The following is a 24,369-nucleotide window of genomic DNA, read 5'->3' as shown; positions in this document are numbered from 1 at the left end:
GCCCCGCCCGCGGGCCAGTGAGCAGCGGACGGCGAGCAGCGGGCGGGGCGGCTGCGTTGAGCACGTCGCCGTCCCGAGGCGGCGGCAGTTCCCCTCCTGGCCAGGAGGGGGTAGGGGTGGTTGTCGGGCGGGCGGGGCGGTCAGAGAAGGCGCCGCCCCGCCCGTCACCGCCCTGCCCAACCACCGGCACCCGTAGGGACACGACTCGTCGTGTCCGAAGCGGGCGGGGCAGTCATGAATGGCGCCGCGCCGTCCGATGCCACCCCGCCCCGCCCAGACGCTGCCCGACCTGGGCGGGGCGGGCGTGTCCCAATGCGGACACCATGCATGGTGTCCCTACGAATCCGGCCCGGTCCGTTTCCTGCGGGCGGGGCGGCCGCGTTGTGCCCGCTGCCCGCTGCCCGCTGCCCGCTGCCCGCTGCCCGCTGCCCCACGCAGACCGTGTCAAATACGCCGGCACCGGCGGCCCGTAACACTGGCGCAACACGCGGGCGGCACCTTCCCGCCGCCCCGCCCCCGGACCCCATGCAGTTTTTCAGCTTCATCACGGGCGCCAAGCCCCCGCTCATCGAGCGGAGCCTCCGCGACCTCGGCGCCATGCTCGACACGAGCGCGCGGATGTTCGAGGCCGCCACCGACGGCCTGCTGGACAACGAGCCCGTGGCCGTCGACCTCGCCGCGCTCGACGACGTGGTCAACGACCACGAGCAGGCCATCCGGCGGGCGGTCCTGGAGCACATCGCCGTCGACTCGCGCGCCGAGACCTCGCTGAGCCTGCTCCTCGTCTCGATCGTCCAGGACGCCGAGCGGTGCGGGGACCTCGCCAAGTCGATTGCCAAGGCGACCGACCTCGCCGACGCCCCGCGCATGGGCCGCCACGTCGAGGCGCTCCGGCCGGTCCGCGACCGCGTGCAGGCGACGTTCCCGCGCGTCCGCGAGGCGTTCATCCACGGCGACACGCGCGTGGCCCGGGCCGTCATGGAGGAGCACGACCGGACGAAGGCCGAGGTCGCCGGATTTCTCGCGCGCCTCGCCGCCGCCGACGACGTGAGCGCGAACCTCGCCGTCGTGCTCGCCGTCGGCTCCCGGATGATCGGGCGGACGTCGTCGCACCTCTCGAACATCATCTCCGCCGTCGCCCTCCCGTTCGACCAGGTCCGCAACGCGCCGACCTGGGACCCGAGCGCCTGACCGCCCCGCCCCTATGACGCCGACGACCGCCGACGCCGACGACCTCCCCCTCGACGCGGCCACGGCCCTCCCGCCGGTCGACCGCGCCGACGTCGACCCGGCCACGCCGCCGCCGGCCGACACCCCGCTCTGGCTCCGGCTCGTCGCGCTGGCCGCGGTGATGCTCCTGTTCGTCGTCGCCCTCGAAATGATGGGAGACGGGATCAAGGGGCTGGGTTCCGACTTTGCCGAGGGCCTGCTCCGCGCCACGTCAAACCCGCTCCTCGGGCTCGTCACCGGGATCGTCGTCACCAGCCTCGTCCAGTCGTCGTCGACGACCACGTCGCTCGTCGTGACGCTGGTGGCGACGGGCACGCTCTCGGTCCCCAACGCGATCCCCGTCATCATGGGCGCCAACATCGGGACGACGGTGACGAATACGATCGTCTCGATGGGCCACATCACGCAGCCCGACGAGTTCCGCCGCGCGATGGCCGGGGCGACGGTCCACGACTTTTTTAACTGGCTGAGCGTGGTCATCCTGCTCCCGCTGGAGCTCGCCTTCGGGCTCATCTCGCGGCCCGCGACCGCGCTCGCCGCCGCGCTCCCGGGCGTCGACTCGGCCCGGCCCGGCGACACGCCGTTCGAGGCCATCGCCGGGTTCGTGTCCGGCCTCCTGGGCGGCGTAGCGTGGCTGACGGCGCTCGTCGGCCTGCTCTTCCTGTTCGTCGCCCTCCGCTACCTCGTCGTCATCCTCAAGGGGTTCTTCCTGCGGCGGAGCGAGGGGGCGCTCGACAAGTACGTGTTCGGGAAGCCGCTCGTGGCCATGGCGTTCGGGTGCGTGCTCACGTTCCTCGTCCAGTCGTCGTCGATCACGACGAGCCTGGTCATCCCGCTCATCGGGGCCGGCGTGCTCACGGTCCGCCGCGTGTTCCCCTACATGCTGGGCTCGAACGTGGGCACGACGGCGACGGCGGTCCTGGCCGCGCTCATCGCGGTCGCGAGCAGCGAGCCCGAGGCGCAGGCCGGCCTCATCGTGGCCCTGTGCCACACGTTCTTCAACGTGTTCGGGATCGCGCTGATCTACCCGCTCCCGTTCCTCCGCGAGATCCCGATCCGCATGGCCGAGTTCGTGGGCGAGCTCGCGTTCAAGAACCGGGCGTACGCCGTGGCCTACCTCCTGGGCCTGTTCTACGCGCTCCCGCTGGCGCTGGAGTTCATTCTGTGAGGGCAACGGGCAGAGAGGGCGCCGCCCCGCCCGCGGCGTTTTGGGCGGGGCGGGCGGCGTAGGGACACCACGCGTGGTGTCCGCATCCGGGCGGTTCGGGCTGCCCACCCCGCCCCACTGCACCGGCGGGACGACCGACCGCCCCGCCCGACAAAAAAGACCCCCGCCGGGCCGGGGCCGGGCGGGGGAAAACCTGCGGGACGACGCCCGGCGGGCGGGGCGGTCTACTGCTTCTCGACCGTCACCTTGTCCATCGTGTCGCCCTGCTTGATGGAGTCGACCACGTCCTGGCCCTCGACGACCTTGCCGAAGACGGTGTGCTTGCCGTTGAGGTGCGGCTGCGGGTCGTGCGTGATGAAGAACTGGCTGCCGTTCGTGTTCGGGCCGGCGTTCGCCATCGAGATCACGCCCTTCTCGTGCGTGAGCGGGTTGCCCTTCGTCTCGTCCTCGAACTTGTAGCCCGGGCCGCCGGAGCCGGTCCCGGTGGGGTCGCCGCCCTGGACCATGAAGTTGGGGATCACGCGGTGGAACGTGAGCCCGTCGTAGAACCCGTCCTTCGCGAGCGTCACGAAGTTGTTGACGGTCTTGGGCGCGTGCTGCGCCATGAGGTCGAGGACGATGTCGCCCTTGGGCGTCGAGATCGTCGCGCGGTAGGTCGCGTCGGCGTCGATCGTCATCTCGGGCGGGGCGGAATACTGCTGAGCCATGTCGGGTAGGGTGGGGGAGAGGGGAGGCGGGCGTACGCGGGCGGCCGCGCGCAGGTCCGCCGGGCCACCCCGCCCGCCCGCGCCGGGCGGGGCTCGTGTCGCAGCGCCGGGCGGGGTGGCGGGCCGTTCGACACCGGGCCAGAACTCGCCGCCCCGCCCCCGGGAGGCGCGCGGGCGGGGCGGGGTGGAGGTCCGTGCTACGGCGTGAGCACGTCCGACGCCGCGCGTTCGAGGTCGAACTGGCGCGCGGCGAGGCGGGCGTAGAGGCCGCCCTGGGCCACGAGCGCGTCGTGCGTCCCGCGCTCGACCACGCGGCCGGCGTCGAGGACCAGGATGCGGTCGGCGTCGCGGACCGTCGCCAGGCGGTGGGCGATGACGAACGTGGTCCGCCCGCGCATGAGGACGGCGAGCGCGTCCTGGACGGCCGCCTCGGACTCGGCGTCGAGCGCGCTCGTGGCCTCGTCGAGGAGCAGGACCGGCGGGTCCTTCAGGAGCGCCCGCGCGATCGCGACCCGCTGGCGCTGGCCGCCCGAGAGCTTCACGCCGCGCTCGCCGACCTCGGTCGCGTAGCCGCCCGGCAGGCCGAGGATGAAGTCGTGCGCGTGGGCCGCGCGCGCCGCCTCCTCGACCTCCTCGACGGTCGCGTCGAGCCGGCCGTAGCGGATGTTCTCGAGGATCGACGTCCCGAACAGCTCGACGTCCTGGGCCACGACCGAGACGGCCTCGCGGAGGCTCCGCACGGTCACCTCGCGGACGTCGCGGCCGTCCACGAGGACTGCGCCGGCGTCGACGTCGTAGAACCGGGGGATGAGGTTGAGGAGCGTCGTCTTGCCCGCCCCGCTCGGCCCGACGAGCGCGACCGTCTCGCCGGGCGCGGCCTCCAGCGAGACGCCGCGCAGGATGGGCTCGTCTGGGTCGTACCCGAACCACGCGTCGCGGAAGGTGACCGCCCCGCGCACGCGGCCGAGCGGGGTGGCGCCCGGCGCGTCGGCGATGTCGGGCTCGGTGTCGAGCAGGTCGAACAGCCGCTCCGACGCCCCGGCCGCGCTCTGGAGCGACGTGTAGATCCGCCCCGCCCCGCCCACGGTCCGTGCGATGTTGAGGGCGTAGACGATGAACGCCACGAGGTCGCCGGCCGTGAGGCGCCCCGCGATCACCTCGCGCCCGCCGAACCAGAAGATGACCACGAGCGCCGTCATGAACAGGAGGCCGACCGAGCTCCAGAAGGCGGCCACGATCCACGCCCGCCGCTTGGCCGTCCCGAACAGGCTCTCGACGGCCGTCCCGTAGCGGTCGACCTCGTAGGCCTCGCGCGCGAACGCCTGCACCACGCGGACCGACGAGATGGCCTCCTCGGCGATCGCCGTCGTCTCGGCCAGCCGGTCCTGGATGGTCCGCGACAGCTTGCGCACGACGAGCCCGAACGACCGCATGGCGACGGCGACCGGCGGGACGACGGCGAAGACGACGAGCGAGAGCCGCCAGTTGAGGTAGAGCATGAGCCCGACCGACCCGACGAGCGTCAGCGTCAGGCGGAGGCTCTCGGCGAGGTCGCTCGTCGCCGCCGACTGCACCTTCGAGACGTCGTTCGTGAGCCGGCTCGTGATCTCGCCCGTCCGCTGGTCGGAGAAGAACCGGAGCCCGAGGCGGTGGAGCGACTCGTAGAGCGTCCGCCGGAGGTCGGTCACGACGCGCTCGCCGGTCCACTCCATGAGGTACGTGCCCCCGAACCCGAGCACCGCCTGGACGGCGAACAGCGCCAGGAGCCCGACGGCGAGCGTGTTGAGGAGCCCGCCGTCGGACGCCTCGAACACGCTGTCCAGGAGCCCCTTGAGCCCGAGCGGGACGACGAGCCCGGCCGCCGTCGAGAGCAGCGTGAGCACGATGGCCACGGCCAGCCGCCCCCTGTAGGGGCGCGCAAACTGGAGGATGCGGCCGAGCGAGGCGGTGAGCGGGACGCGGCGCCGGTCGTCGTCGGGGGCCGCGCCGTTGGCGGCGGGGGCGGGGTGTCGAGCCATGCCGGCCCAACGCGCCGGGGCGGGGCGGGGGTTCGGACGCGCCGTCTTCGGCGGCGGCGTAGCATGGCCGCCCCGCCCAGTGCCGCCCCGCCCGACGCCGCCCCGCCCGCCGATGGCGTCCGTAGGGACACGACTCGTCGTGTCCGGGGTGGGCGGGGCGGTCACGAACGTCGCCGCCCCGCCCGCCGTCGCCTCGACTGGGCCGCCCCGCCCAGATGCCGCGGCCCGACGGCGTTGCATGCAACGCCGCCCCGCCCGCGCACCCCGCCCCGTGACCGCCGCCCCGCTCCCCGTCTGCCTCGACGTCCCCGAGGGCGCCCGCCCGCTCGTGGCGTACGGGCTGGAGGAACTGCTGCGCGGCCTGGGCCTCCGCCCCGAGCCCGCCCGGCGCGGCGACGCCCGCCTCGTCGTGTCCGCGGGCGGGGCGGCCGGCGCCGGCGCGCTCGGCCTGACCCTGACACCCGAAGCCGCCGCCGCCCTGGCTGCGCCCCGCCCCGCCCGCACCGAGGCGCTCGGGTGGGTCGAGATCGACGCCGGCGGCGGCCCCGAGCGGTGGCCGCTCCCGGTCGGCCCGCCCGGCGACCGCCCCGCCCTAGGCCGCGGGGGCGGGGCGGACCTCGTGGCGTCGGCGGCGTGGTGGCTGGCCGGGCTCCAGGAAGCGGCGACGGCCGCGCGCGACGTGCACGGCCGGTTCCCCTACGGCGCCTCGCTCCAGGCCGCGCTGGGCGACGCGCCGGGCGGACCGCTCCGCCCCGCCGTCGACGCCTACCGGGCCGGGCTGGGCCACGCGCTCCGCCGCCTGGGCGTCAGCGTTCCGGGGCGAGCGTGGGGCGCGGGCGCGACGTGGGCCGTTGCCCTGACGCACGACCTCGACGGGCTCCGCACGCGGCGGCTCCGGGCGCTCGCCGGCGCGCTCGGGCGGGGCGGGGCGGGGTGGCTCCAGGCGGGGCGGCGGGCGCTGGGGCCGGACGTCCGGTGGCAGAGCGCGCTCGCCCTCCGCCGCCTCGCCCGCCGCCACGGCGCGCGGTCGACGTGGTTCGTAAAACCGGCGGCGTGGACGGCCGAAGACCTGCCGGCCGACCTGGGCGCGGCCCGCGTCCGCCGCTTCCTGCGCGGGCTCGAAGCCGAGGGCCACACGGTCGGGTGGCACCCGGGCTACGGCGCCCACGACCACCCCGCCCGGCTCCGCGCCGAGCGCGCTCGGTTCGCCGACGCGCTCGGCCACGCCCCGCGCCTCGCGCGGACGCACTTCCTGCGGTGGACGGATCCGACGACGCCGCGGCTCCTCGCGCGGGCGGGCGTCCAAATCGACAGCACGTTGGGCTTTTCGCAGCACGAGGGGTTCCGCCGGGGCACGTCGCACCCGTTCCGCGTGTTCGACGTCGAGGCCGGCCGCACGACAGACTTGTGGGAGATGCCGCTCGCCGTCATGGACACGACGCTCGCCGCGCACCGCGGTCTGGACGCCGAGGGCGCGGCGGCCGCGCTCGGCGCCGTGCTCGACGCCGCACGCCGGTCCGGCGGCTGCGCCGTCGTCCTGTGGCACAACGACCTCGGCGGCGACCCAGCGGGCGGGGCGGGGTGGTCCGCCCGGCTGTCCGCCCTCGACCACGCGGTCGGACGAGCGGAGGCCGCGGGCGCCGCCGTCGCCCCGCTCGACCGGCTCCTCGACGGGTGGCTCGGGCGGAGCGGTCAAAAAACGAGCGAGAACGCCGACACATCGGCGGCGGCACGGCGTTCTCTCTAGAGCACCCTTCGGGTGAGTACGGGGTACCGGGTACGAGGTACGGCCCGATCTGAGCTCAGCGCGCGCGTACCTCGTACCGAGTACCTCCCTGCACGTTGCTCTAGGCTCCGGCCGCCCCGCCCGCGCGCACCCCGCCCCGCCCCGCCCCCTCCCGCATGGGTTCGTCTGCCCCCTCCGCCCCCGACCTCCTCGACCGGCTCCCGCTCGGGGTCTCGGTCTACCGGCTCGACGACCCCGCCGACGCGCGCTCGCTCCGGCTCGTCTACGCCAACGCGGCGAGCGGGGCGGCCATCGGGCTCGACCCGACGCGCGAGGTGGGCCGCCGGCTCGTCGAGGTGCTCCCCGACATCGGCGAGACGGACGCCCTCGAACGCTACGCCGAGGTCGCGCGCACGGGCCGGCCGGCCAACCTCGGGCTCGTGACCTACGGCGACGACCGGGTGCCGGAGCGGACATTCCAGGTCGAGGCGGTCCCGCTCCCGGACCACCAGGTCGGCGTGGTGTTCGAGGACGTAAGCTCGCGGGCCGAGCTCCGGGCGCTCCGGGCCGCGCGCGGCGACCTCGCCCGCGAGGAGGCCCGCTACCGCTCGCTCATCGAGGCGACGGCGGCCATCGTCTGGGTCACGGCGCCCGACGGCACGTTCGTCGAGGACCAGCCGCAGTGGCGGGCCGTGACCGGGCAGACGACGGCGGAGCTGACAGGCGCGGGGTGGATCGATGCCGTCCACCCCGACGACCGGGCCGAGACGCTCGCCGCGTGGGAGGCGGCCGTGGCCGCCGGGACCCCGTACCAGGTCGAGCACCGGCTCCGCCTGGCCGACGGCGGCTACCGCTGGATGGCGGCCCGGGCCGCCCCGGTCCGCGGCGCGGGCGGGGCGGTCGTCGAGTGGGTCGGGATCCACGCCGACATCGAGGCCGAGCGGGCGGCGGCGGAGGAGCTGGCGGCCAGCGAGAGCCGGTTCCAGACGCTCTTCGACGCCATCAGCGACGTGGTCCTCGTGTACCCGCTCGGGCCGGACGGTCCCGAGCCGTTCGTCGCGTTCAACCAGGCGGCCGTCGACCTCTACGGGTACGCCGCCGACGAGCTCCGCGCGATGACCCCGGCCGACCTCGTCGACCCCCGGCGCGTCGACCTGCGCGCCGCGCTCGTCGAGCTCCGGCGGACGCGGCGGTCGACGTTCGAGTCAGTCCACCTCACGAAAGACGGCCGGCGCCTCCCGATGTCGACGAGCGCGCAGCTGGCCGAGTTCGACGGGCGCCTGTGCGTGATCGCCCTGTGCCGCGACGACACCGAGCGCCGCCAGTTCCGGCGCGAGCTGTCGCGGGCGAACCTGGGCCTCGAACGCGCCGTCGCCGAGCGGACGGCCCGGGCCGAGGCGTTCGCCGAGGACCTCAAGATCCTCCACCGGATCACGACCGTCGAGCACGACTCGCCGCAGGCCCGTTACGAGGCGTACCTCCGGGCGGGGTGCGAGATGTTCGACCTCCCCGTCGGCATCCTGTCCGCGACGCCTATCGACGAGGCGACCGACGAGCAGTTGTACCGGATCGAGGCGGTCGTCTCGCCCGACTCCGAGCTCGAGCCTGGGGTCACGGTCCCGCTCCGCGAGGCGTTCTGCGACGCGGTCATCGAGAGCGGCGAGACGGTCGTCTACGCCGACGCCCAGGAGGAGGCCCCGGACCACCCCGCCTGCGCCGGCCGCGGCCTGCGCGCCTTTATCGGGACCCCGCTCCGCGTCGACGGCGAGGTCGTGGGCACGCTCAACTTCGTCTCGCCGGAGCCGCGCGAGGGCGGGTTCAGCGCGGCCGAGCGCGACCTCGTCGAGGTCATGGCCGACGCCGTCGCCCGGCGGCTCTCGCTCGACCGCGCCGAGGCGGCCGAGACGGCGGCCCGCGAGCGGTACCGCTCGATCGTCGACACCGTCGAGGCCGGCGTCGTCGTGGTCGACGCCCAGGCCCGCGTCGTCGTGTCGAACCCGTCGGCCCGCGCGTTTCTCGGGCTCTCCGACGACGGCGAGGACCGCCCCGCCCGCTGGCCCGTGGTCGACGAGGGCGGGGCGGCGATCGCGGACGACGACCTCCCCGAGCGCACGGTGCTCCGCACCGGCGAGCCCGTCCGCGGCAGGGTGCAAGGCATCACCCCGCCCGGCCAGCCCACGCGGTGGTACCGCGTCAACGCGACGCCCATCGACGAGGACCACGACGGCCGGCCCGACGCCGTCGTCGTCTCGTTCCTCGACGTGACCGACTACCGCGAGGCGCTCCTCGACGCCCGGCGCTCGCAGGGCCTCCTCCGCTCGGTCCTCATCGCCTCGCCCGACGGCGTGATGGCGTTCCGGTCCGTCCGCGACGACGGCGGCCACATCGTCGACTTTGAGTGGACGCTGGCCAACCCGCGCGCGTCCGAGATCGTGGGCCGCGACGTGGCGGACCTCGTGGGGCGCCGGCTGCTCGACGTGCTCCCCGGCAACCGCGACGCGGGCCTGTTCGACGCCTACGTGGGCGTGGTCGAGACGGGCGCCCGCTACGAGACCGTCGTCCCGTACGCCCACGACGGCCTGGACGCGTCGTTCCGGCTCGTGGCCGTCCCGCTCCCCACCGACGACGGGTTCACGGTTACGTTCGCCGACGTGGTCGAGGGCCACGTCGTCGACGAGGCGCCGGGGGTGGCCCTCGACGTGTTCGACGTGAGCGGGCCGCGCCCGGACCGCGCGGGCGGGGTGGCGTGACTGACCGCCCCGCCCCGCCCTCGGCGTCCGCCCCGCCCGATTCGTCTGGCCCTGTGCCGTCGGGCGGGGCGGGGCGGTCGGCGCTCCTCGTGTTCGCGAAGGTGCCCGAGGCCGGGCGCGTCAAGACGCGGCTGTGCCCGCCGCTCGCGCCCGAGGAGGCGGCCGCGCTCTACGACGCCTTCCTCCGCGACGCGCTCGACCGCTACGCCGCGCTCGGGGCCGCGCCCGGCGGCCCGGCCGTCCGGCTCTACCTGACCGGCGCGGCGCGCGAGCCGGCCGGCCTGGTCCCGCCCGGCGTGAGCGTGCACCCGCAGCGCGGCCGGGACCTGGGCGAGCGGATGCTCCGGGCGTTCGTCGAGACGTTCGCGGCCGGCTACGGCCGCGCCGTCGTCGTGGGGACCGACCACCCGACGCTCCCCGACGCCTTTTTCGGGCTCGCCTTCGAGGCCCTGGAGGACCCGATGACGGCCGTTATCGGTCCCTCTAGCGACGGCGGCTACTACCTCCTCGGGCTCAACGAGGTCACGGCCGACCTGTTCGACATGGCCTACAGCCACGACGCCGTCTTCGAGGACACGCTCGCGCGCGTGATGGACAACGACCTCACGCCCGTCGTCCTCCCCGCCCACTACGACGTCGACGACGGCGACGCGCTCGACCGCCTGGTCGCCGAGTGGCGGGGCGGGGCGGAGGTCGGGCCGCGGACGGCGCGGCTCCTCCAAACCCTGGCCGGGCAGGACCGGATCGGGGCGTAGCTTCTAGCGAACGTTCGCTCTCGCCTGAAGCCCCTTCTCCCGACCCCCTCCGCGCATGGACTCCCCGACGCCCGCCACCCCGCCCACGGCCCCGACGACAGACGGGCACTCCTCGAACGGCCTCGGCGGCGGCACGCTCGCGACGGGCGGCGGCGCGCTCAAGACGCTCGAGCAGTTCATCATCGAGCGCGAGGCCGACGCGCCGGGCTCGAAGGGCCAGTTCTCGCGGCTCCTCCGCGACATCGTCGTCGCCGCCAAGATCGTCGACCGCGACGTGCGCAAAGCGGGCTTGGTCGACCTCTTCGGCGACACGGGCGACGTGAACGTGCAGGGCGAGGTCCAGAAAAAGCTGGACCTCTTGGCCCACGAGGAGTTCGTCCGCGCGCTCCGTCGGGGCGGGGAGGTCTGCCTCATCGGGTCCGAGGAGCACGCCGAGGCCATCCCGCTCCTCTTCGAGGACTGCCAGGGCAAGTACGTCGTGCTCTTCGACCCGCTCGACGGGTCCTCGAACGTCGACGTCAACGTGTCGATCGGGACCATCTTCTCGATCTACCGCATCCCCGACGACCACGTCGGCCGGGTCACGATGGCGAGCGCGCTCCAGTCGGGGCGGAAGCAGGTGGCGGCCGGCTACGTCGTCTACGGCTCGTCGACGGTCCTCGTGTACACGACCGGGAACGGGGTCAACGGGTTCACGCTCGACCCGTCGATCGGCGAGTTCCTGCTCTCGCACCCCGGCATCCGCACGCCCGAGCGCGGCCGGATGTACTCGGTCAACGAGGGCAACTACAACTCGTGGGAGGACGGCCTCAAGGAGTACATCAAGTGGATGCAGACCGAGGCCCCCGACGACACGCCGCCCCGCCCCTACACGACGCGCTACATCGGCTCGTTCGTGGCCGACTTCCACCGGAACCTGATGAAGGGCGGCGTCTACATCTACCCGGCCAACGCGCGCAACCCGAACGGGAAGCTCCGGCTGATGTACGAGGCCAACCCGATGGCCCTGATCGTCGAGCAGGCCGGCGGCCGCGCCGAGACCGGCCACGGCCCGATCCTGGACGTCGAGCCCGGGGCGCTCCACGACCGCTGCCCGGTCTACATCGGGAGCCGCGACATGGTCGACGACGCCATCGGGTTCCTCTCGGGCGAACGGACGAGCGACGGGTAGCGAGCGACGCGCAGCGCGGGCGGGGCGGCGTCCCACACCGCCCAAGGCCGCGAGCGGGGCGGGGCGGGGTGGCGGGAAGAAGCGCCCAATCTCAGCGCCCGCACCCCGCCCAGGAATCTTCTGGGGCGGGCGCGGGTTGGTGGGCGTGTCGAGCCTGACACGACTCCCGCCCCGCCCGGGGCGGTTCTTTCCCCCCGCCGTACCTCTCTGTGGTCTGTTCTGGACCGCGAGAAACGGAGCCCGACGCCCATTCTCCTACACCCACTCCCATGCGCCTTTTCCTCCTGGCTACCGCTCTCCTCTTCACCGCCTCTGTCGCCGACGCCCAGATTCAGCAGGACGTCATCCAGGTCGGCGGGACGGGGAACCTCTCGATTGAGCCTGAATTCGCCTTTGGGCTAGCGCCCGTCGTCGGCTACTTCATCACGGACAACATCGAGGTAGGCGGAAACCCCCGGCTCGCGACCGACTTCAGCGATTTCTTCAACGCGACCATCAGCGCCTTCGGCAACTACTACCCGACGGGCGGGACGGACACGAACACCTACCCGTTCATCGGCGCCAACCTCGGCGTGAACGTGGGCGACGGCGGTGGCGGCATCGGGATCGGCGGCCAGGCGGGCGTCCAGCGGTTCATCTCGGACACCGCGGCCCTCACGCTCGCCGTGCGCGCGACGACGGACGACGACTTCGACGAGGTGACTCTCCTCGCAGAGGCCGGGTTCTCGATCTTCATCAACCGGGGCGCCGCTGAGGACGTGATCGAGTCCATCGACTAGGTCCAACGGGTTAGGCTCACCGGCCGAACCTTGGCGGGCGGGGCGGGGTAGCTCGGGCATGACGCCCGACGCTGCCCCGCCCTCCGCGTTTGACGCGGCCGTCCCGTTCCGCCGCCCCGCCCCGCTCAGCCTCACGTTCGAGGGCTTCCCGGACGAGGCGTTCGAGGCGCTGGAGAGGCTCCGCGCCGAGCCGCACATCGGCCGGTACCGCGAAGAGAAAGAGGTCCTGGACCGGGCCGTCACGGCCCCGTTCAAGCGCTACCGCGACGACCTCGCGGTCAACTGGGTGCTCCCGAACGGGCTCCCCTTCGAGACCGAGCGGAACGTGTTCAGCCGCATCCTGAAAAACGACTTCGGGCGGGGCGGCTCGCACAGCCACCTCTGGATGTCGTTCTACCGGACGGGCCGGAAGCGGCTCGCGGACGTCCAGCTCAGCCACGCCGTCCACCCCGACGCCTTCCGCTGGGGCATCTACGTGGGCGAGTACGCCGGCGAGGTGTTCCGGGCGGCCCGGTCGCGCATGGAGGCGCAGCCGGCGGAGGCGCTCGCGCTCGTCAACGCGCTCATCGGGCGGGGCTACCGGCTCGCGTTCGCACCCCACGTGACGAAGCCCGAGGGCCACCCCGAGCACGACGAGCCGCTCGACGCGCTGCCTGACGGGCTCCTCAAGGCCAAGGGCATTTGGCTCATGCGCCGCATCCCGCGCGCCGAGGCGCAGGCGCTCGGCCCGGACCTCGTCGGCGCCGCGATCGACGCGCAGGAGGAGCTGTGGCCGCTCTACCGCTTCTGGACGGGGGCGGGGGGGGACGGGTGACGAGTTACGGGTGATGAGTGATGAGCAATCCGCCGCGAGGCCGGCGCCTGAGCAGACGGCCCCGCCCCAACGCGCCGAGGCTCGGGTTGACGGGGCGGGGTGGCGCGAGCCGACCGCCCCGCCCCGTCGCCGCTGCGCCCCGCCCCGCCCCAGCGCGCTGAGGCTTGTGTCGGCGGGGCGGGGTGGAGGGTCGGACAGCGTATCACCTTGCCTGACGTCGCCCCGCCCGGTGGGCGGCCGCCGACTGCCCCTTTGCCACCGCCCGGACGCTGCGGCCCGGCGGCGTTGCATGCAACGCCGCTACGCCGGCCGCCCCGCCCTCGCGCATTGCGGGCGGGGCGGCGCATTTCGCCGCCCGCTGAGGCGTGGGTTGACACCGACGGGCGGGGCGGGCACCTTTCCCACTCTCCACTCTCCACTCTCCTGTGCTTCAGTCCTCCCGCTCCGGCCCCGTCCTCACGCTCACGCTCGACCGCTCCGACAAGCGGAACGCGCTCGACGCCGCTCTCGTCGGCGCGCTCACCGACGCGCTCCGGGGCGCCGGCGCCGACCCGTCCGTCCGCGTCGTGGTGCTGACGGGGGCGGGGCGGGCGTTCTCGGCCGGCGCCGACCTGGCGGCCCTGGAGGCGCTCCAGACGGCGAGCGCCGAGGCCAACTTGGCCGACTCCGAGCACCTCGCGCGCCTGTTCGAGACCATCTACACGTTGCCGAAGCCGGTCGTGGCGCGCGTCAACGGGCACGCGATCGCGGGCGGGTGTGGGCTCGCCGCCGTCTGCGATTTCTCCCTCGTGGCCGAGGGCGCCAAGCTCGGGTTCACGGAAACGAGAATCGGGTTCGTGCCGGCGATCGTGTCCGTGTTCGTCGTGCGCAAGCTGGGCGAGGCGGCGGCACGGGACCTCCTGCTCCGCGGCCACTTGGTCGACGCCGCCGAGGCGGCCCGGATCGGGCTCGTCACGCGCGCCGTCGCCCCGGACGCACTCGACGCCGAGACCGACGCGCTCTGCGCCGAGCTGGCGACGGAGACGAGCGCGAGCGCCGTCGCCCTCACCAAGCGGCTCCTGGCCGATGTGCCCTCGATGGGGCTGGCCGAGGGGCTGAGCTATGCCTCCCGCCTCAACGCGCTCGCGCGGTCGACGGGCGACTGCCGCGCCGGCGTCGCCGCCTTCCTCGGCAAGGCCGCCCCGCCATGGAAGGCCGGTGGGGCAGTAGAGGATCAGTAGGTCAGTTGAAGATCAGTGGCTCGGTAGAAGATCAGTGAGTCAGTGGGGGAGCCGCAGGGTGGCCGTTGCGCCTGGCGCTGAGCGGGGCGGCGCTGTGGACAACTCCCGGACAACGCGCCGCCCCGCCCCTGGCGCCACGCGGGCGGGGTGGGCACCTTGACCCACCGACCCACCGACCCACCGACCCACCGACCCACCGACCCACCGACCCGCCGGTACCTTCCGCTCTCACCGCAGCACAGGCATGGCAACGTACAAAGAGGCCGGGGTCGACATTGACGCGGGCGAGGAGGCCGTCCGGCGGATCTCGGACCACGTCCGGGGCACGTTCACGCCCGGCGTGCTCACCGACGTCGGCGCGTTCGGCGGGCTGTTCGCGCTGGCCCAGGAGGGCGTGCGCGACCCCGTGCTCGTGTCGTCGATGGACGGCGTGGGGACGAAGCTGAAGGTGGCTCAGCGCGTGGACCGCCACGAGACGGTGGGCGAGGACCTCGTCAACCACTGCGTCAACGACATCGCGGTCTGCGGGGCGCGGCCGCTGTTCTTCCTCGACTACTTCGCCGCCGGCGTCCTCAAGCCGGACGTGGTCGAGGCCGTCGTCAAGGGGTTCGCCAAGGCGTGCCGCGAGAACGGGTGCGCGCTCATCGGCGGCGAGACGGCCGAGATGCCCGACCTCTACAAGGCCGGCGACTACGACCTCGCCGGGACCGTCGTGGGCGTCGTCGAGCGCGACGCGATCGTTGACGGCTCCGCCATCGAGGCCGGTGACGTCCTGCTCGGGCTGCCCTCGACCGGCCTCCACACGAACGGCTACAGCCTGGCCCGGAAGGTCCTGTTCGACCGCTTCGTCGCCGCCGACACGCCGGACGTGCTGGGCGGGGTGACGGTCGGCGAGGCGCTCCTGCGCGTCCACAAAAGCTACCTCGACGCCATCCAGGCCCTCATCGCCGAGGGGCTCGCGCACGGCTTCGCGCACGTCACCGGGGGCGGCCTCGTGGGCAACACCGAGCGCGTCCTGCCCGACAGCCTCGCCCTCGACGTGGACTGGGACGCCTGGAGCCGCCCCGCCCTGTTCCGCCTGATCCAGGAGACCGGCGAGGTGCCCGAGGACGACATGCGGCGGACGTTCAACCTGGGCGTCGGGCTCGTGGCCGTCGTGCCGTCCGACGCCCGCGCGCGGGCGCTCGCCGTGCTCGGGGCGCTCGGCGAGCCGGCCTTCGAGATCGGCCGCGTGGTGGAGGGGAGCAGGTAGAGCAGGTAGAGCAGGTAGAGCAGGTAGAGCAGGTAGAGCAGGTAGAGCAGGTAGAGCAGGTAGAGCAGGTAGAGCAGGTAGAGCAGGTAGAGCAGGTAGAGCAGGGGGCGGGGTGGCCGAAAAGTTCCACGGCGGCTCCGCCCCGCCCGGTGGCGCGCGCGGGGCGGGGTGGGCATCTTGCTCTCTCCGCTCTCTCCGCTCTCTCCGCTCTCTCCGCTCTCTCCGCTCTCTCCGCTCGTCATGCCCACCGCCCCGCCCACCGCCGTTCTCGGAGCCGGAAGCTGGGGGACGGCCCTGGCCATCAGCCTCGCCCGCGCCGGCCACCCCGCCCGCCTGTGGGCGCGCCGCGAGGAGGCCGCCGCCGAGATCGCGCGGACGCGCCGGAACGAGGCGTACCTCCCGGGCGCCGACGTCCCGCGCACGGTCGAGGTGTCGTCGGACCTGGAGGCGGTCGTGGGCGGGGCGGCGGTGTGGGTGGTCGCCGTGCCCAGCCAGTCGGTCCGCGCCGTCGTGGCGCCGCTCGCGGGGCGGATCGAGAATGAGACCGTTATTGTATCCGTCGCCAAGGGGATCGAGACCGACACGCTCCTGACCACGAGCGCCGTGCTCCGCGACGTGCTCCCGGCCGCCGACGCGGGCCGCGTGGGCGTGCTCTACGGGCCGAGCCACGCCGAGGAGGTCGCCCAGGAGCGGCCGACGAGCGTCGTCGCCGCGCTCCCCGACCCGGACACCGCGGCGTTCGTCCAGGACCTGTTCATGACGCCTAGCCTCCGCGTCTACACGAACCCCGATGTCGTCGGCGTCGAGGTGGGCGGGTCGGTCAAGAACGTGATGGCCGTCGCGGCCGGGATGTCCGACGGGCTGGACCTGGGCGACAACGCGAAGGCCGCGCTCGTGACGCGGGGGCTCGCCGAGATCACACGGCTCGGGCTCGCGCTCGGCGCCGACGCGCACACGTTCGCCGGACTCGCTGGCCTGGGCGACCTCGTGGTGACGTGCTTTAGCCGGCACAGCCGCAACCGGGCCTTCGGCGAGCGCGTCGGGCGGGGCGAGACGCGGGCCGAGGCGCTCGGCCACTCGACGATGGTCGTCGAGGGCGTCCAGACGACGGCGTCGGTCCGCGCGCTCGCGCGCCGGCACGGCGTCGAGATGCCGATCACCGAGGCCGTGTGGTCCATCCTGTTCGACGGCCTCGCCCCGCGCGACGCCGTCGAGGCGCTCATGACGCGGAGCGCCGCGCCGGAGACGGACCCCGCCCGCGGCCCGGCCTTCGACGGAACCGCGGCGTAGCCCTCGCGCGTGCACGGGCGGGGCGGAGAGGGCGCGGAGGCGGGGCGGCCCGTCGTTCCACCCCGCCCGTTCCCCCACCACCATCCTCCCACCCGGCATGACCCACGACGACCTCAAGCGGCTGGCGGCGATGGGGGAGGGCGCGCACCTCGAGTTCAAGAACCGCGTGCCCCGCCCCGAGCGGATCGCCCGCGAGGTGATCGCGCTCGCGAACACGGGCGGCGGCAAGGTGCTCGTCGGCGTCGACGACGACGGGACGGTCCTCGGGCTGAAAGACGCCCATGAGGAGTTCTACGCGCTCGGGCAGGCGCTCCACGAGCGGATCCTGCCCGAGATCGACCTGGGCTTCGAGACCGTCCGCGTGAGCCGGAAGCGCGAGGTCCTCGTCGTCCACGTCCCCGCCAGCCTCGACCGCCCGCACGTCCTGCTCCCCGACCGCCGGCCGGACGGGACGCTCCCCAAGCGCCGGGCGTTCGTCCGCGTGGCCGACCAGTCGGTCGAGGCCAGCCGCGAGGCCGTCCAGATCATGCGCGCCGAGGGCCGCGGCGAGGGCGCCCAGTTCACGTTCGGCGACGCTGAGCGGACGCTCCTGGAGTACCTCGAACGCCACGAGCGGATCACCGTCCGCGAGTACGCGCGGATGACGAAGGCGCCGCCGTGGCGGGCCTCGAAGACGCTCGTGGCGCTGGCCCGGGCCGGAATCGTCGCGCTCCACCCGCAGCCCGGCGGCGACGACTACTTCACGGCCGCGCTCGGAAACGCCGCCTAGGGCGGGGCGGGGTGGGGTAGAGGCGGCGGCCGCCCCGCCTGCCGGTGCTGTCTGCGCCGCGGGCCGTCAGATCCCGTCGCACGCGCCGCCGTGCCACCGCCCCGCCCACGCTACGGGCGGGCGGTCCAGGCTGGCCGCCCGCCCACGCGCCTACGTGCTGGCGCGCCTGCTCGCCGCCCCGCCCGCTACTGGTCCCACCAGATGCGGTCCGTCAGCGAGGCCTCCGGGATGTTGCTCGCGTTGCGGCTGTACTCGGTGTCCGGGTAGTCGATCCGGCGGATAAACTCCGGGAGCTCGGCGTTGGCCGGCAGCACGAACCCCTCGTAGTCGTAGTCGTGGCGGCGGGCGTCGACCCAGGCCTCGGGGTTCAGGAACAGGACCTTGTACTTTTCGCGGAACACGTCGTCCAAGGTCAGCGCCGCGGCGCCCACGCTGACCTGCGGGGCCGCGAGGTAGGCCGCCGCCGCGTCGGCGCCGACGCCCAGTTTGTCCATGTGCGCGCGGATGGCCTCGGTGTAGGCGGCGTAGGCCCGGTCGCGCTGGCCGGCCCGGAGCGCGGCCTCGGCCTCGACGAGCTTGACCTCGCTGTACGTCACGAGCTCGAGCGGGGCGGTCCGGCGGGCGTAGTACGTGTTCGTGGTGAGCACGACGCGCTCGCCCTGCTCTTTGGCGCCACCCCGCCCCGCCCCGTTGACGGTCCCCACGTAGGAGCCGTCGGCGAGCGAGTCGGTGTAGGCCTCGATGCGGGGGTCGACCACGCCGTAGGTGGTCCCGTCGACGGCCTGGACGAACTGCTCCGAAAGCCACCCGCCGAGGAACAGGTTCGCGTTGTCGATGGCGACATCGGCCCACGGGTTGATCTCGTCATCGAAGTACGCGACCGTCGCGCTCTCGGCCTCCGACGTGTAGGCCCGGTCCACGGCCGCAAGCACGGCCTGCGGGTCGTACGCGTCCGTTTTGGTCAGGTGGTTGAGGTAGCGCGCCCGGAGCGCGTAGGCCGTCTTGACCCACAGGTCGGTGTCGCCGCCGTACACGAAGTCGTCGCCGCCGGGGGAGAGCGTGGAGCCGCCCGCTTCGAGCGCGGCGATCCCGTCCGCGAGGAGCCGGAACACCTCGTTGTAGAGGGCCTCGCCGTCGTCGTAGGCCGGGTTCAGCGTCTCGACCGGGTCGAAGGCCTGCGAGTACGGGGCGCTCCCCCACGCGTCGACCGTCGAGGCGAGGTGGTACGCCAGGAGGATCCGGGCGACGCCCGCGTAGTCGGTCGCCCCCTCCGCCGCGGCCTGGGCCTCGAGCCGCTTGAGGTCGGCCATCACGTCGTACAGGTTCCCCCACGTCTCGTCGAGGCTGATTCGCTCGTAGACGTCGGAGGCCGAGGCGCGGTTGGGCGAGGCCAGGTACTGGACGTAGTTCGCGGTGAGGTTGCCCAGGCCGAACGTGGTCTCGCCCGTCGCGAACGTCGTGCTGGCGAGGAGCGCGCCGACCGGCACCTGCGTCGGCTCGTTGGGGTTCTCGTTGATGTCGAGGAACCCGTCGCACCCGGGCGCGGCCACGAAGAACGCGCCGGCGAGGAGGACGGAGAGGGCGGGGCGGAGGCGCGCGGTCATGGGGCAGCGGAGAGGGCGGGGTGGTCCGATGGGCGGGGCGCCGCGCGGGCGAGCCCGCTGGGCGGGGCGGCTCAGATCCCGAGCTCGAGCGTGAGCGTGTAGCTGGCGACGCCGGGGTGGGCCAGGCCCGAGAACCCGGTCGCATTCGAGCCCGACCCCGCCGACGTCACCTCGGGGTCCCAGTACGGGTAGGGCGACCACAGGACGACGTTGTTGACGGCCAGCCGGATGCGAGCGCGGTCGATCCCCGCCCGGCCGACGAGCGAGGCCGGCAGGCCGTAGGCGAGGCTCACGTTGCGGAGCTTGACGTAGCTGGCGTCGAAGACCGAGTTCTCGGTCGAGGCCCGGTACGTGTTCCGGTAGTAGCCGGCCCCGTAGTCCCGGCCGTCCGGCCCCGCGCCCTGGCCGAGGTAGACCGGCTGCGCGTTGGGCTGCCCGTCGGCCGTCGTGCCCTCGAAGACCATCGTGTCTTCGCGGTCGAGGGTGTACTCGGGGATGCCGAACGCGGCGAAAAAGTTGTTGAACTGGCTGTATTTCTCTGCCCCAAAGCTCACGTCGATGAGCGCCGAGAGCTCGACGTTCTTGTAGCGGACCCGGTTGAGAAGGCCGCCGATCCAATCGGGCGTCATGTTGCCCAGGATGCGGAGCGTCCGGTCGACGACGGGGAACCCGTCGGCGCCGATAAGGAGCGGGCGGTCGGGGTCGAGCTCGAGCGGGTCGGCGTCCTCGCCGGGCGCGTAGTAGCGGGCGTAGCTCGTGCCGTAGATGGCGCCGTACGGAGCGTCCGGGAGGAGCCGGAGGTAGGCGGTGCTGCCGGCGTACCCGGACTGCCTCCCGACCTCGATGGTCTCGATCCCCTCGCGGATCTCGACGACCTCGTTCCGGTTCCGGGCGAAGTTGGCCGTCACGTCCCACCCGACGTCCGAGGTTTCGACGACGGCCGCGTTGAGGACGAGCTCGACGCCCGTGTTGCGGATCGAGCCGGCGTTCGTGATAAAGCGCGAGAACCCAGTCGCGTTCGAGATCGGGACCGGGATGATCTGGTCCCGGCTCGTCGCGTTGTAGTACGTGGCGTCGAGCCCGACGCGGCCGCCGAGAAAGCGGAGGTCGACGCCGGCCTCGAACGACGTGGTCCGCTCGGGCTTGAGGTCGGGCGAGCCCAGAACGCCCGACTGCGTAAACCCGGTCTGGCCGTCGAGCGGGAAGGCGCCGGGCGAGACGAACGTGACGTTCGTGGCGTAGGGCGGGGCGTCCTTGCCCACCTGCGAGAACGAGGCGCGGACCTTCCCGAACTCCAGCACGGGCGACGACCCGAGCGTCTCGGTAAACACGTAGGCTAGGCTCAGGGACGGGTAGAAGAACGAGCGGCTCTCGACGGGGAGCGTCGAGGTCCAGTCGTTCCGGCCGGTGAGGCTGAGGTAGAGGGTCTCGTCGTAGGCCAGCTTGAGGTCGCCGTAGAGCCCGACGAGCCGCTGGTCGCGGACGAACTGGCTGGTGGTGAGGTCGCGGGCGTTCGAGAGGGTGTAGAAGTTGGGGATCGTGAGGTCGGAGCCGGACACGTTCACGCGGTCGTAGCTCCGGCCAAACACGTCGTTGCCCAGGAGGAGGTCGGCCTGGAGCTTGTCGCCGAACCGCCTCGACAAGGAGACGTTGAGCGTCGAGGTCAGGTCGCGGCTCGAGATCCGCGTCTCGCCGACCTCGCCCTCGCTGTCCAGCGCGTTCTCGCCCGCGATCCCCTGCGGCCCCTGGAGCGTCTCGAAGCGGGAGTCGGAGTAGGTGTCGACGCCCAGCCGGTACGTCACGTCGACGCCCTCGGCGAAGGTGTAGCCGGCGTTGACGCTCCCGATGAGGCGGTCGACGTCGTCGTTGTAGGTCGCGAAACGGGCGTCGTAGAGCGCGTTCGTGCCCACGTTGTCGTCGCTCCCGTAGTACCCGAACATGGTCCCGTTCGGCTTGATGTACTGGGCGACGTCCTGGTTCGGGGTCCAGTAGACGAGCCGCTCGTTGAAGCGGTCGGCGAAGACGCGGTCGCCGCCCGAGTTGACGTAGTTGAGCGTGCCGCCGAACCGGAACGCCGCCGACGGCTGGACCGCCCCGCTCAGGCGGGCCGAGGTGCGCGCCCAGTCGCTGAAGGGGAGGACGCCGCCGTTGTCGAGGCGCCCGACCGAGGCGTAGAACGAGGCCGCGTCCGTCCCGCCCGACACGCTCACGTTGTTCTCGACCGTGTAGCCGGTCTGGTACGCCTGCTCCCAGTTGTTGTAGAACTGGAGGTCGGGCGTGACCTGGCGGGCCTCGTCGATCGGGGCGCCCCAGCAGCACCAGAAGCTCGTGGGGTCGTACGCGCCGCCGAACCCCTGGGTGTAGACCTGCTGGACCTCGGGGGTGCGGTTGACGCCCTCGGCCCCGACCTCGCTCGTGACCTCGACGCGCGTGGTCCCGGCGCGGCCGCGCTTGGTGGTCACGATGACGGCCCCGTTGGCGGCGCGGACCCCGTAGAGCGTCGTGGCGGCGGCCCCCTTTAGCACGTTGACCGAGGCGACGTCATTGGGGTTGAGGTCGACGGCCCGGTTCGAGAACCCGCGCGAGTTGAACCCCTCGGCGCCCGAGTCCGTCGAGTTGTCGATGGGGACGCCGTCGACGACGAAGAGCGGCTGGTTGTCGGCGTTCGGGTCGAGCGAGGTGATCCCGCGGAGGATGATCCGGGCTCCCTGGCCCGGCGCCCCGCCCGTGTCGATGACTTGGGCACCGGCGACCCGGCCGGAGAGGGCCGAGACGAGGTTGCCGGTGTCGGCCTCCTGGAGGTCGGCCGCGTCGATCTGCTGGACCGAGTACCCCAACTCGCGCTCCTCGCGCTCGATTCCGAGCGCCGTCACCACGACGTCGTCGAAGACCCGGGACGCGGGCGCGAGCGCCACGTCGACGACCGCCCGCCCGTCGACGGCCACGGCGAGCCGCTCGTAGCCAATAAACGAGAACACGAGCGAGTCGGCCCCGGCCGGCACGTCCAGGCGGTAGCCGCCGTCGGCGTCGGTCGACGTCCCGACCGGCGGCGTCCCGGCCACCACGTTCACGCCGGCCAGCGGGGCGCCGGTCTCGGCGTCGGTGACGGTCCCGGTCACCGCCCGCTCCTGGGCGCGGGCGGGGTGGGCGGCGGCGAGCAGGACGAGGAGCCCTGTGGCGAGGGCGACGCGGGTAGCGAAGAGCATAGGGCCGGGGGCGGGGTGGGGCGCTCGGGAGCCGCCGTCAAGGTAGCGTGAAGCGCCTGTAGGGCAAGGGCTTTTCTTAGGCCCCGCTCCGCCCCGCCCTTAGGTCCGCTGCTCCTGCGGCCTCGCTCCGCCCCGCCCCACACTGACGGCCCGTGCTGCCCCGCCCCGCCCGCGGCCTACACCGACGGCCCGTACCGACCACCCCGCCCACAGCCCGTGCCGACCGCCTCGCCCAAACGAGCGCCGCCCCGCCCCCGGCGTGCGGGGGCGGGGCGGCGCGGGCCTACCGAGGGCGGGCGGGGCGGCTCAGGAGAGCGCGTCCTTCGCCTTCTGGACCAGCCCAGCGGCCCCGCTTTTGGCCCCGTCCTGCGGCGTCGCCGCGTCGAACGTGGACGGCGGCGGCTCGGGGAGCTGGGGCTCGCCGCCGAGCGGCTCCATCTTCGGGATGAACGAGAACTCGCCCTTGCCGTCGATCGAGCGGCCCGACGTGTAGCGGGCGCCGGGGTCGTCCTGCGGCTCGATGTGCGTCGACATGAACGCGTAGCTCAGGTTCATCTCCTCGACGTGCGGCCCCTTCTGCTCCTCCGACATGGGGATCGACGCCGGGATCGGGTGGACGTTCTCCACCCCGCCCAGCTCCTCGATGACGGCCAGCCACTGGTTCTGGTGCATCGTGTCGCGGGCGAGCAGGAACCGGAGCATGTCCTTCATGCCCGCGTCGTCGGTCATGTGGTAGAGCCGGGCCGCGAGCGTGCGGCCGGTCGACTCGGCCATGACGTTGGCGTACATGTCGCCGGCGAGGTTGCCGCTCGCCACGATGTAGTTGCCCGTGAACGGGCCGCCGTTGGCGTCGACGGGCATCGCGCCCAGCCCGGCCGAGAGGAACTGGCGCGGCTGCATCCCGCCGAGGATGGCGGCCACCATCGGGTTCTCGGCCGCCTCGTCCTGGACCTGGGTCGGGGCGCCTTCGAGGTTAAGGGCGACGGCCGTGCACAGGATCTCGATGTGGCTGATCTCCTCGGTGCCCGTGTTGAGCAGCATGTCGCGGTACTTCGACTGCGACGGCGGCTGGTTCCACGCCTGGAACAGGTACTGGAGGCACACGCGCATCTCGCCCTCCTGGCCGCCGATGGCCTGCTGGAGGGCCTTGGCGAAGAGCGGGTTCGGCTTGTCGACCTTGACCTCGTACTGGAGCTTGTTGTCGTGGTAAAACATGTGGGGAGAGAGGGTGGGGGAAGTGAAAACGTGACCGCCCCGCCCTCGTGAGCGGGGCGGGGCGGATGGCCTAGGCCTCGGCGGCGAACGGGTTGACGATGGACTCGGCGAGCTGCGTGAGCGAGTCGTCCGTCGCCTCCTCCTCAGCCAGCGTTTCGGCGAGGAGTCGGGCGTCGTCGTCGCGGCGGAGCCGCTCGGCGAACGTGCGGACGGTCCCGTAGCCGGCGATCTCGTAGTGCTCGACGCGCTGGGCCGCCGCGATCAGGCCGGCGTCGCGGACGGCCTCGTCGCCGTCGGCGTCGATGATCTCCTGGCCCTCCTTCACGAGCCCCTTCATGGCCTCGCAGGTCTCGCCGGAGAGGCTCTTGCCGAGGTTCTTGCCGATCTGCTCGAGCCGGTCCTTCTGGCGCCTCGTGGTCTCGAGGTGGCGCATGAACGCCTGCTTGAGGTCGGGGTGGGCGGCCGCGTCGGCCATCTTGGGGAGCGCGTCGACGAGCTGCGACTCGGCGCTGTAGAGGTCCTTGAGTTGGGCGACGTAGAGGTCGTCGAAGCTTTTGAGGTTGAGGCTGAAGAGGCCCATAACACTGGGGGCGGGGTGGGAGAGAGGGGGCCGGAGGTACCGGCGCGCGCCCACGCCGGTTGCCGCCCTGCCCGCCGATCCGCCCCGCCCACGGCGATGTCGGGCGTCGCCGGAC

At 73.2% G+C, this 24,369-nt stretch carries 18 protein-coding genes; 12 read left to right on the top strand and 6 right to left on the bottom strand.

Annotation, left to right across the window (positions count from 1 at the left end; all coding sequences use genetic code 11):
• Positions 1-525: 525 nt before the first annotated feature.
• Both RQM47_RS12760 and RQM47_RS12755 read left to right on the top strand, forming a co-directional pair.
• Entirely contained in the window at positions 526-1,191 is a 666-nt protein-coding gene (locus RQM47_RS12760; protein WP_311665742.1) for a PhoU domain-containing protein, read from the top strand.
• Positions 1,192-1,204: 13 nt separating this feature from the next.
• Positions 1,205-2,398 carry a Na/Pi symporter gene (locus tag RQM47_RS12755; protein WP_311665740.1) on the top strand — a complete coding sequence of 398 codons (1,194 nt, stop codon included), beginning with the start codon at positions 1,205-1,207 and terminating at the stop codon, positions 2,396-2,398.
• A gap of 224 nt (positions 2,399-2,622) precedes the next feature.
• Here the strand turns inward: RQM47_RS12755 and RQM47_RS12750 are convergent, their stop codons facing one another.
• Together RQM47_RS12750 and RQM47_RS12745 are read right to left on the bottom strand one after the other, a co-directional pair.
• Entirely contained in the window at positions 2,623-3,105 is a 483-nt protein-coding gene (locus RQM47_RS12750) for a peptidylprolyl isomerase (RefSeq protein WP_311665738.1), read from the bottom strand.
• A gap of 197 nt (positions 3,106-3,302) precedes the next feature.
• Positions 3,303-5,363: an ABC transporter ATP-binding protein gene (locus RQM47_RS12745; protein WP_311665736.1), complete on the bottom strand. Its 2,061-nt coding sequence runs from the start codon at positions 5,361-5,363 to the stop codon at positions 3,303-3,305.
• A gap of 31 nt (positions 5,364-5,394) precedes the next feature.
• Here RQM47_RS12745 and RQM47_RS12740 point away from each other — a divergent pair, with 31 nt between their 5' ends.
• From RQM47_RS12740 to RQM47_RS12695, 10 genes are all read left to right on the top strand, one after another.
• Entirely contained in the window at positions 5,395-6,870 is a 1,476-nt protein-coding gene (locus RQM47_RS12740; protein ID WP_314009221.1) for a hypothetical protein, read from the top strand.
• A gap of 155 nt (positions 6,871-7,025) precedes the next feature.
• Entirely contained in the window at positions 7,026-9,599 is a 2,574-nt protein-coding gene (locus tag RQM47_RS12735) for a PAS domain S-box protein (RefSeq protein ID WP_311665734.1), read from the top strand.
• The gene (locus tag RQM47_RS12730; protein WP_311665732.1) at positions 9,596-10,354 is read left to right on the top strand and encodes a TIGR04282 family arsenosugar biosynthesis glycosyltransferase; all 759 of its coding nucleotides are present in this window, start codon (positions 9,596-9,598) and stop codon (positions 10,352-10,354) included. The genes RQM47_RS12735 and RQM47_RS12730 overlap by 4 nt, the downstream gene beginning before the upstream one ends.
• A 55-nt stretch (positions 10,355-10,409) precedes the next feature.
• Entirely contained in the window at positions 10,410-11,525 is a 1,116-nt protein-coding gene (fbp, locus tag RQM47_RS12725; RefSeq protein WP_311665730.1) for a class 1 fructose-bisphosphatase, read from the top strand.
• 269 nt (positions 11,526-11,794) lie between these two features.
• On the top strand, positions 11,795-12,304 hold the full coding sequence (locus RQM47_RS12720) for a hypothetical protein (RefSeq protein ID WP_311665728.1): 510 nt from the start codon (positions 11,795-11,797) through the stop codon (positions 12,302-12,304).
• A gap of 58 nt (positions 12,305-12,362) precedes the next feature.
• Positions 12,363-13,118 carry a hypothetical protein gene (locus RQM47_RS12715; protein ID WP_311665726.1) on the top strand — a complete coding sequence of 252 codons (756 nt, stop codon included), beginning with the start codon at positions 12,363-12,365 and terminating at the stop codon, positions 13,116-13,118.
• Between the two features lie 425 nt (positions 13,119-13,543).
• A complete protein-coding gene (locus RQM47_RS12710) occupies positions 13,544-14,338 on the top strand; it encodes an enoyl-CoA hydratase/isomerase family protein (RefSeq protein ID WP_314009220.1) in 795 nt (264 codons plus the stop codon).
• A 244-nt stretch (positions 14,339-14,582) separates the two neighbouring features.
• Entirely contained in the window at positions 14,583-15,590 is a 1,008-nt protein-coding gene (gene purM / locus RQM47_RS12705; RefSeq protein ID WP_314009219.1) for a phosphoribosylformylglycinamidine cyclo-ligase, read from the top strand.
• Positions 15,591-15,830: 240 nt separating this feature from the next.
• Entirely contained in the window at positions 15,831-16,880 is a 1,050-nt protein-coding gene (locus tag RQM47_RS12700) for an NAD(P)H-dependent glycerol-3-phosphate dehydrogenase (protein WP_311665078.1), read from the top strand.
• Positions 16,881-16,977: 97 nt separating this feature from the next.
• On the top strand, positions 16,978-17,649 hold the full coding sequence (locus RQM47_RS12695) for an ATP-binding protein (RefSeq protein WP_311665075.1): 672 nt from the start codon (positions 16,978-16,980) through the stop codon (positions 17,647-17,649).
• 185 nt (positions 17,650-17,834) lie between these two features.
• Here RQM47_RS12695 and RQM47_RS12690 read toward each other — a convergent pair whose 3' ends face one another.
• The 4 genes from RQM47_RS12690 to RQM47_RS12675 form a co-directional block, all read right to left on the bottom strand.
• Complete coding sequence (locus RQM47_RS12690) at positions 17,835-19,253, bottom strand: SusD/RagB family nutrient-binding outer membrane lipoprotein (RefSeq protein WP_311665073.1); 1,419 nt, start codon at positions 19,251-19,253, stop codon at positions 17,835-17,837.
• A gap of 71 nt (positions 19,254-19,324) precedes the next feature.
• Positions 19,325-22,459: a SusC/RagA family TonB-linked outer membrane protein gene (locus tag RQM47_RS12685; protein WP_311665071.1), complete on the bottom strand. Its 3,135-nt coding sequence runs from the start codon at positions 22,457-22,459 to the stop codon at positions 19,325-19,327.
• Positions 22,460-22,765: 306 nt separating this feature from the next.
• Positions 22,766-23,674 carry a manganese catalase family protein gene (locus RQM47_RS12680; RefSeq protein WP_311665069.1) on the bottom strand — a complete coding sequence of 303 codons (909 nt, stop codon included), beginning with the start codon at positions 23,672-23,674 and terminating at the stop codon, positions 22,766-22,768.
• 70 nt (positions 23,675-23,744) lie between these two features.
• Positions 23,745-24,254 (bottom strand): ferritin-like domain-containing protein, encoded by a 510-nt coding sequence (locus tag RQM47_RS12675; protein ID WP_311665067.1) that lies wholly within the window; start codon positions 24,252-24,254, stop codon positions 23,745-23,747.
• Positions 24,255-24,369: the final 115 nt, after the last annotated feature.

Source organism: Rubrivirga sp. S365 (genome assembly GCF_032248475.1).
GTDB lineage: Bacteria > Bacteroidota > Rhodothermia > Rhodothermales > Rubricoccaceae > Rubrivirga > Rubrivirga litoralis.
Note: the sequence above shows the minus strand (reverse complement) of the source record. Positions and strands in the feature narration are given on the sequence as shown.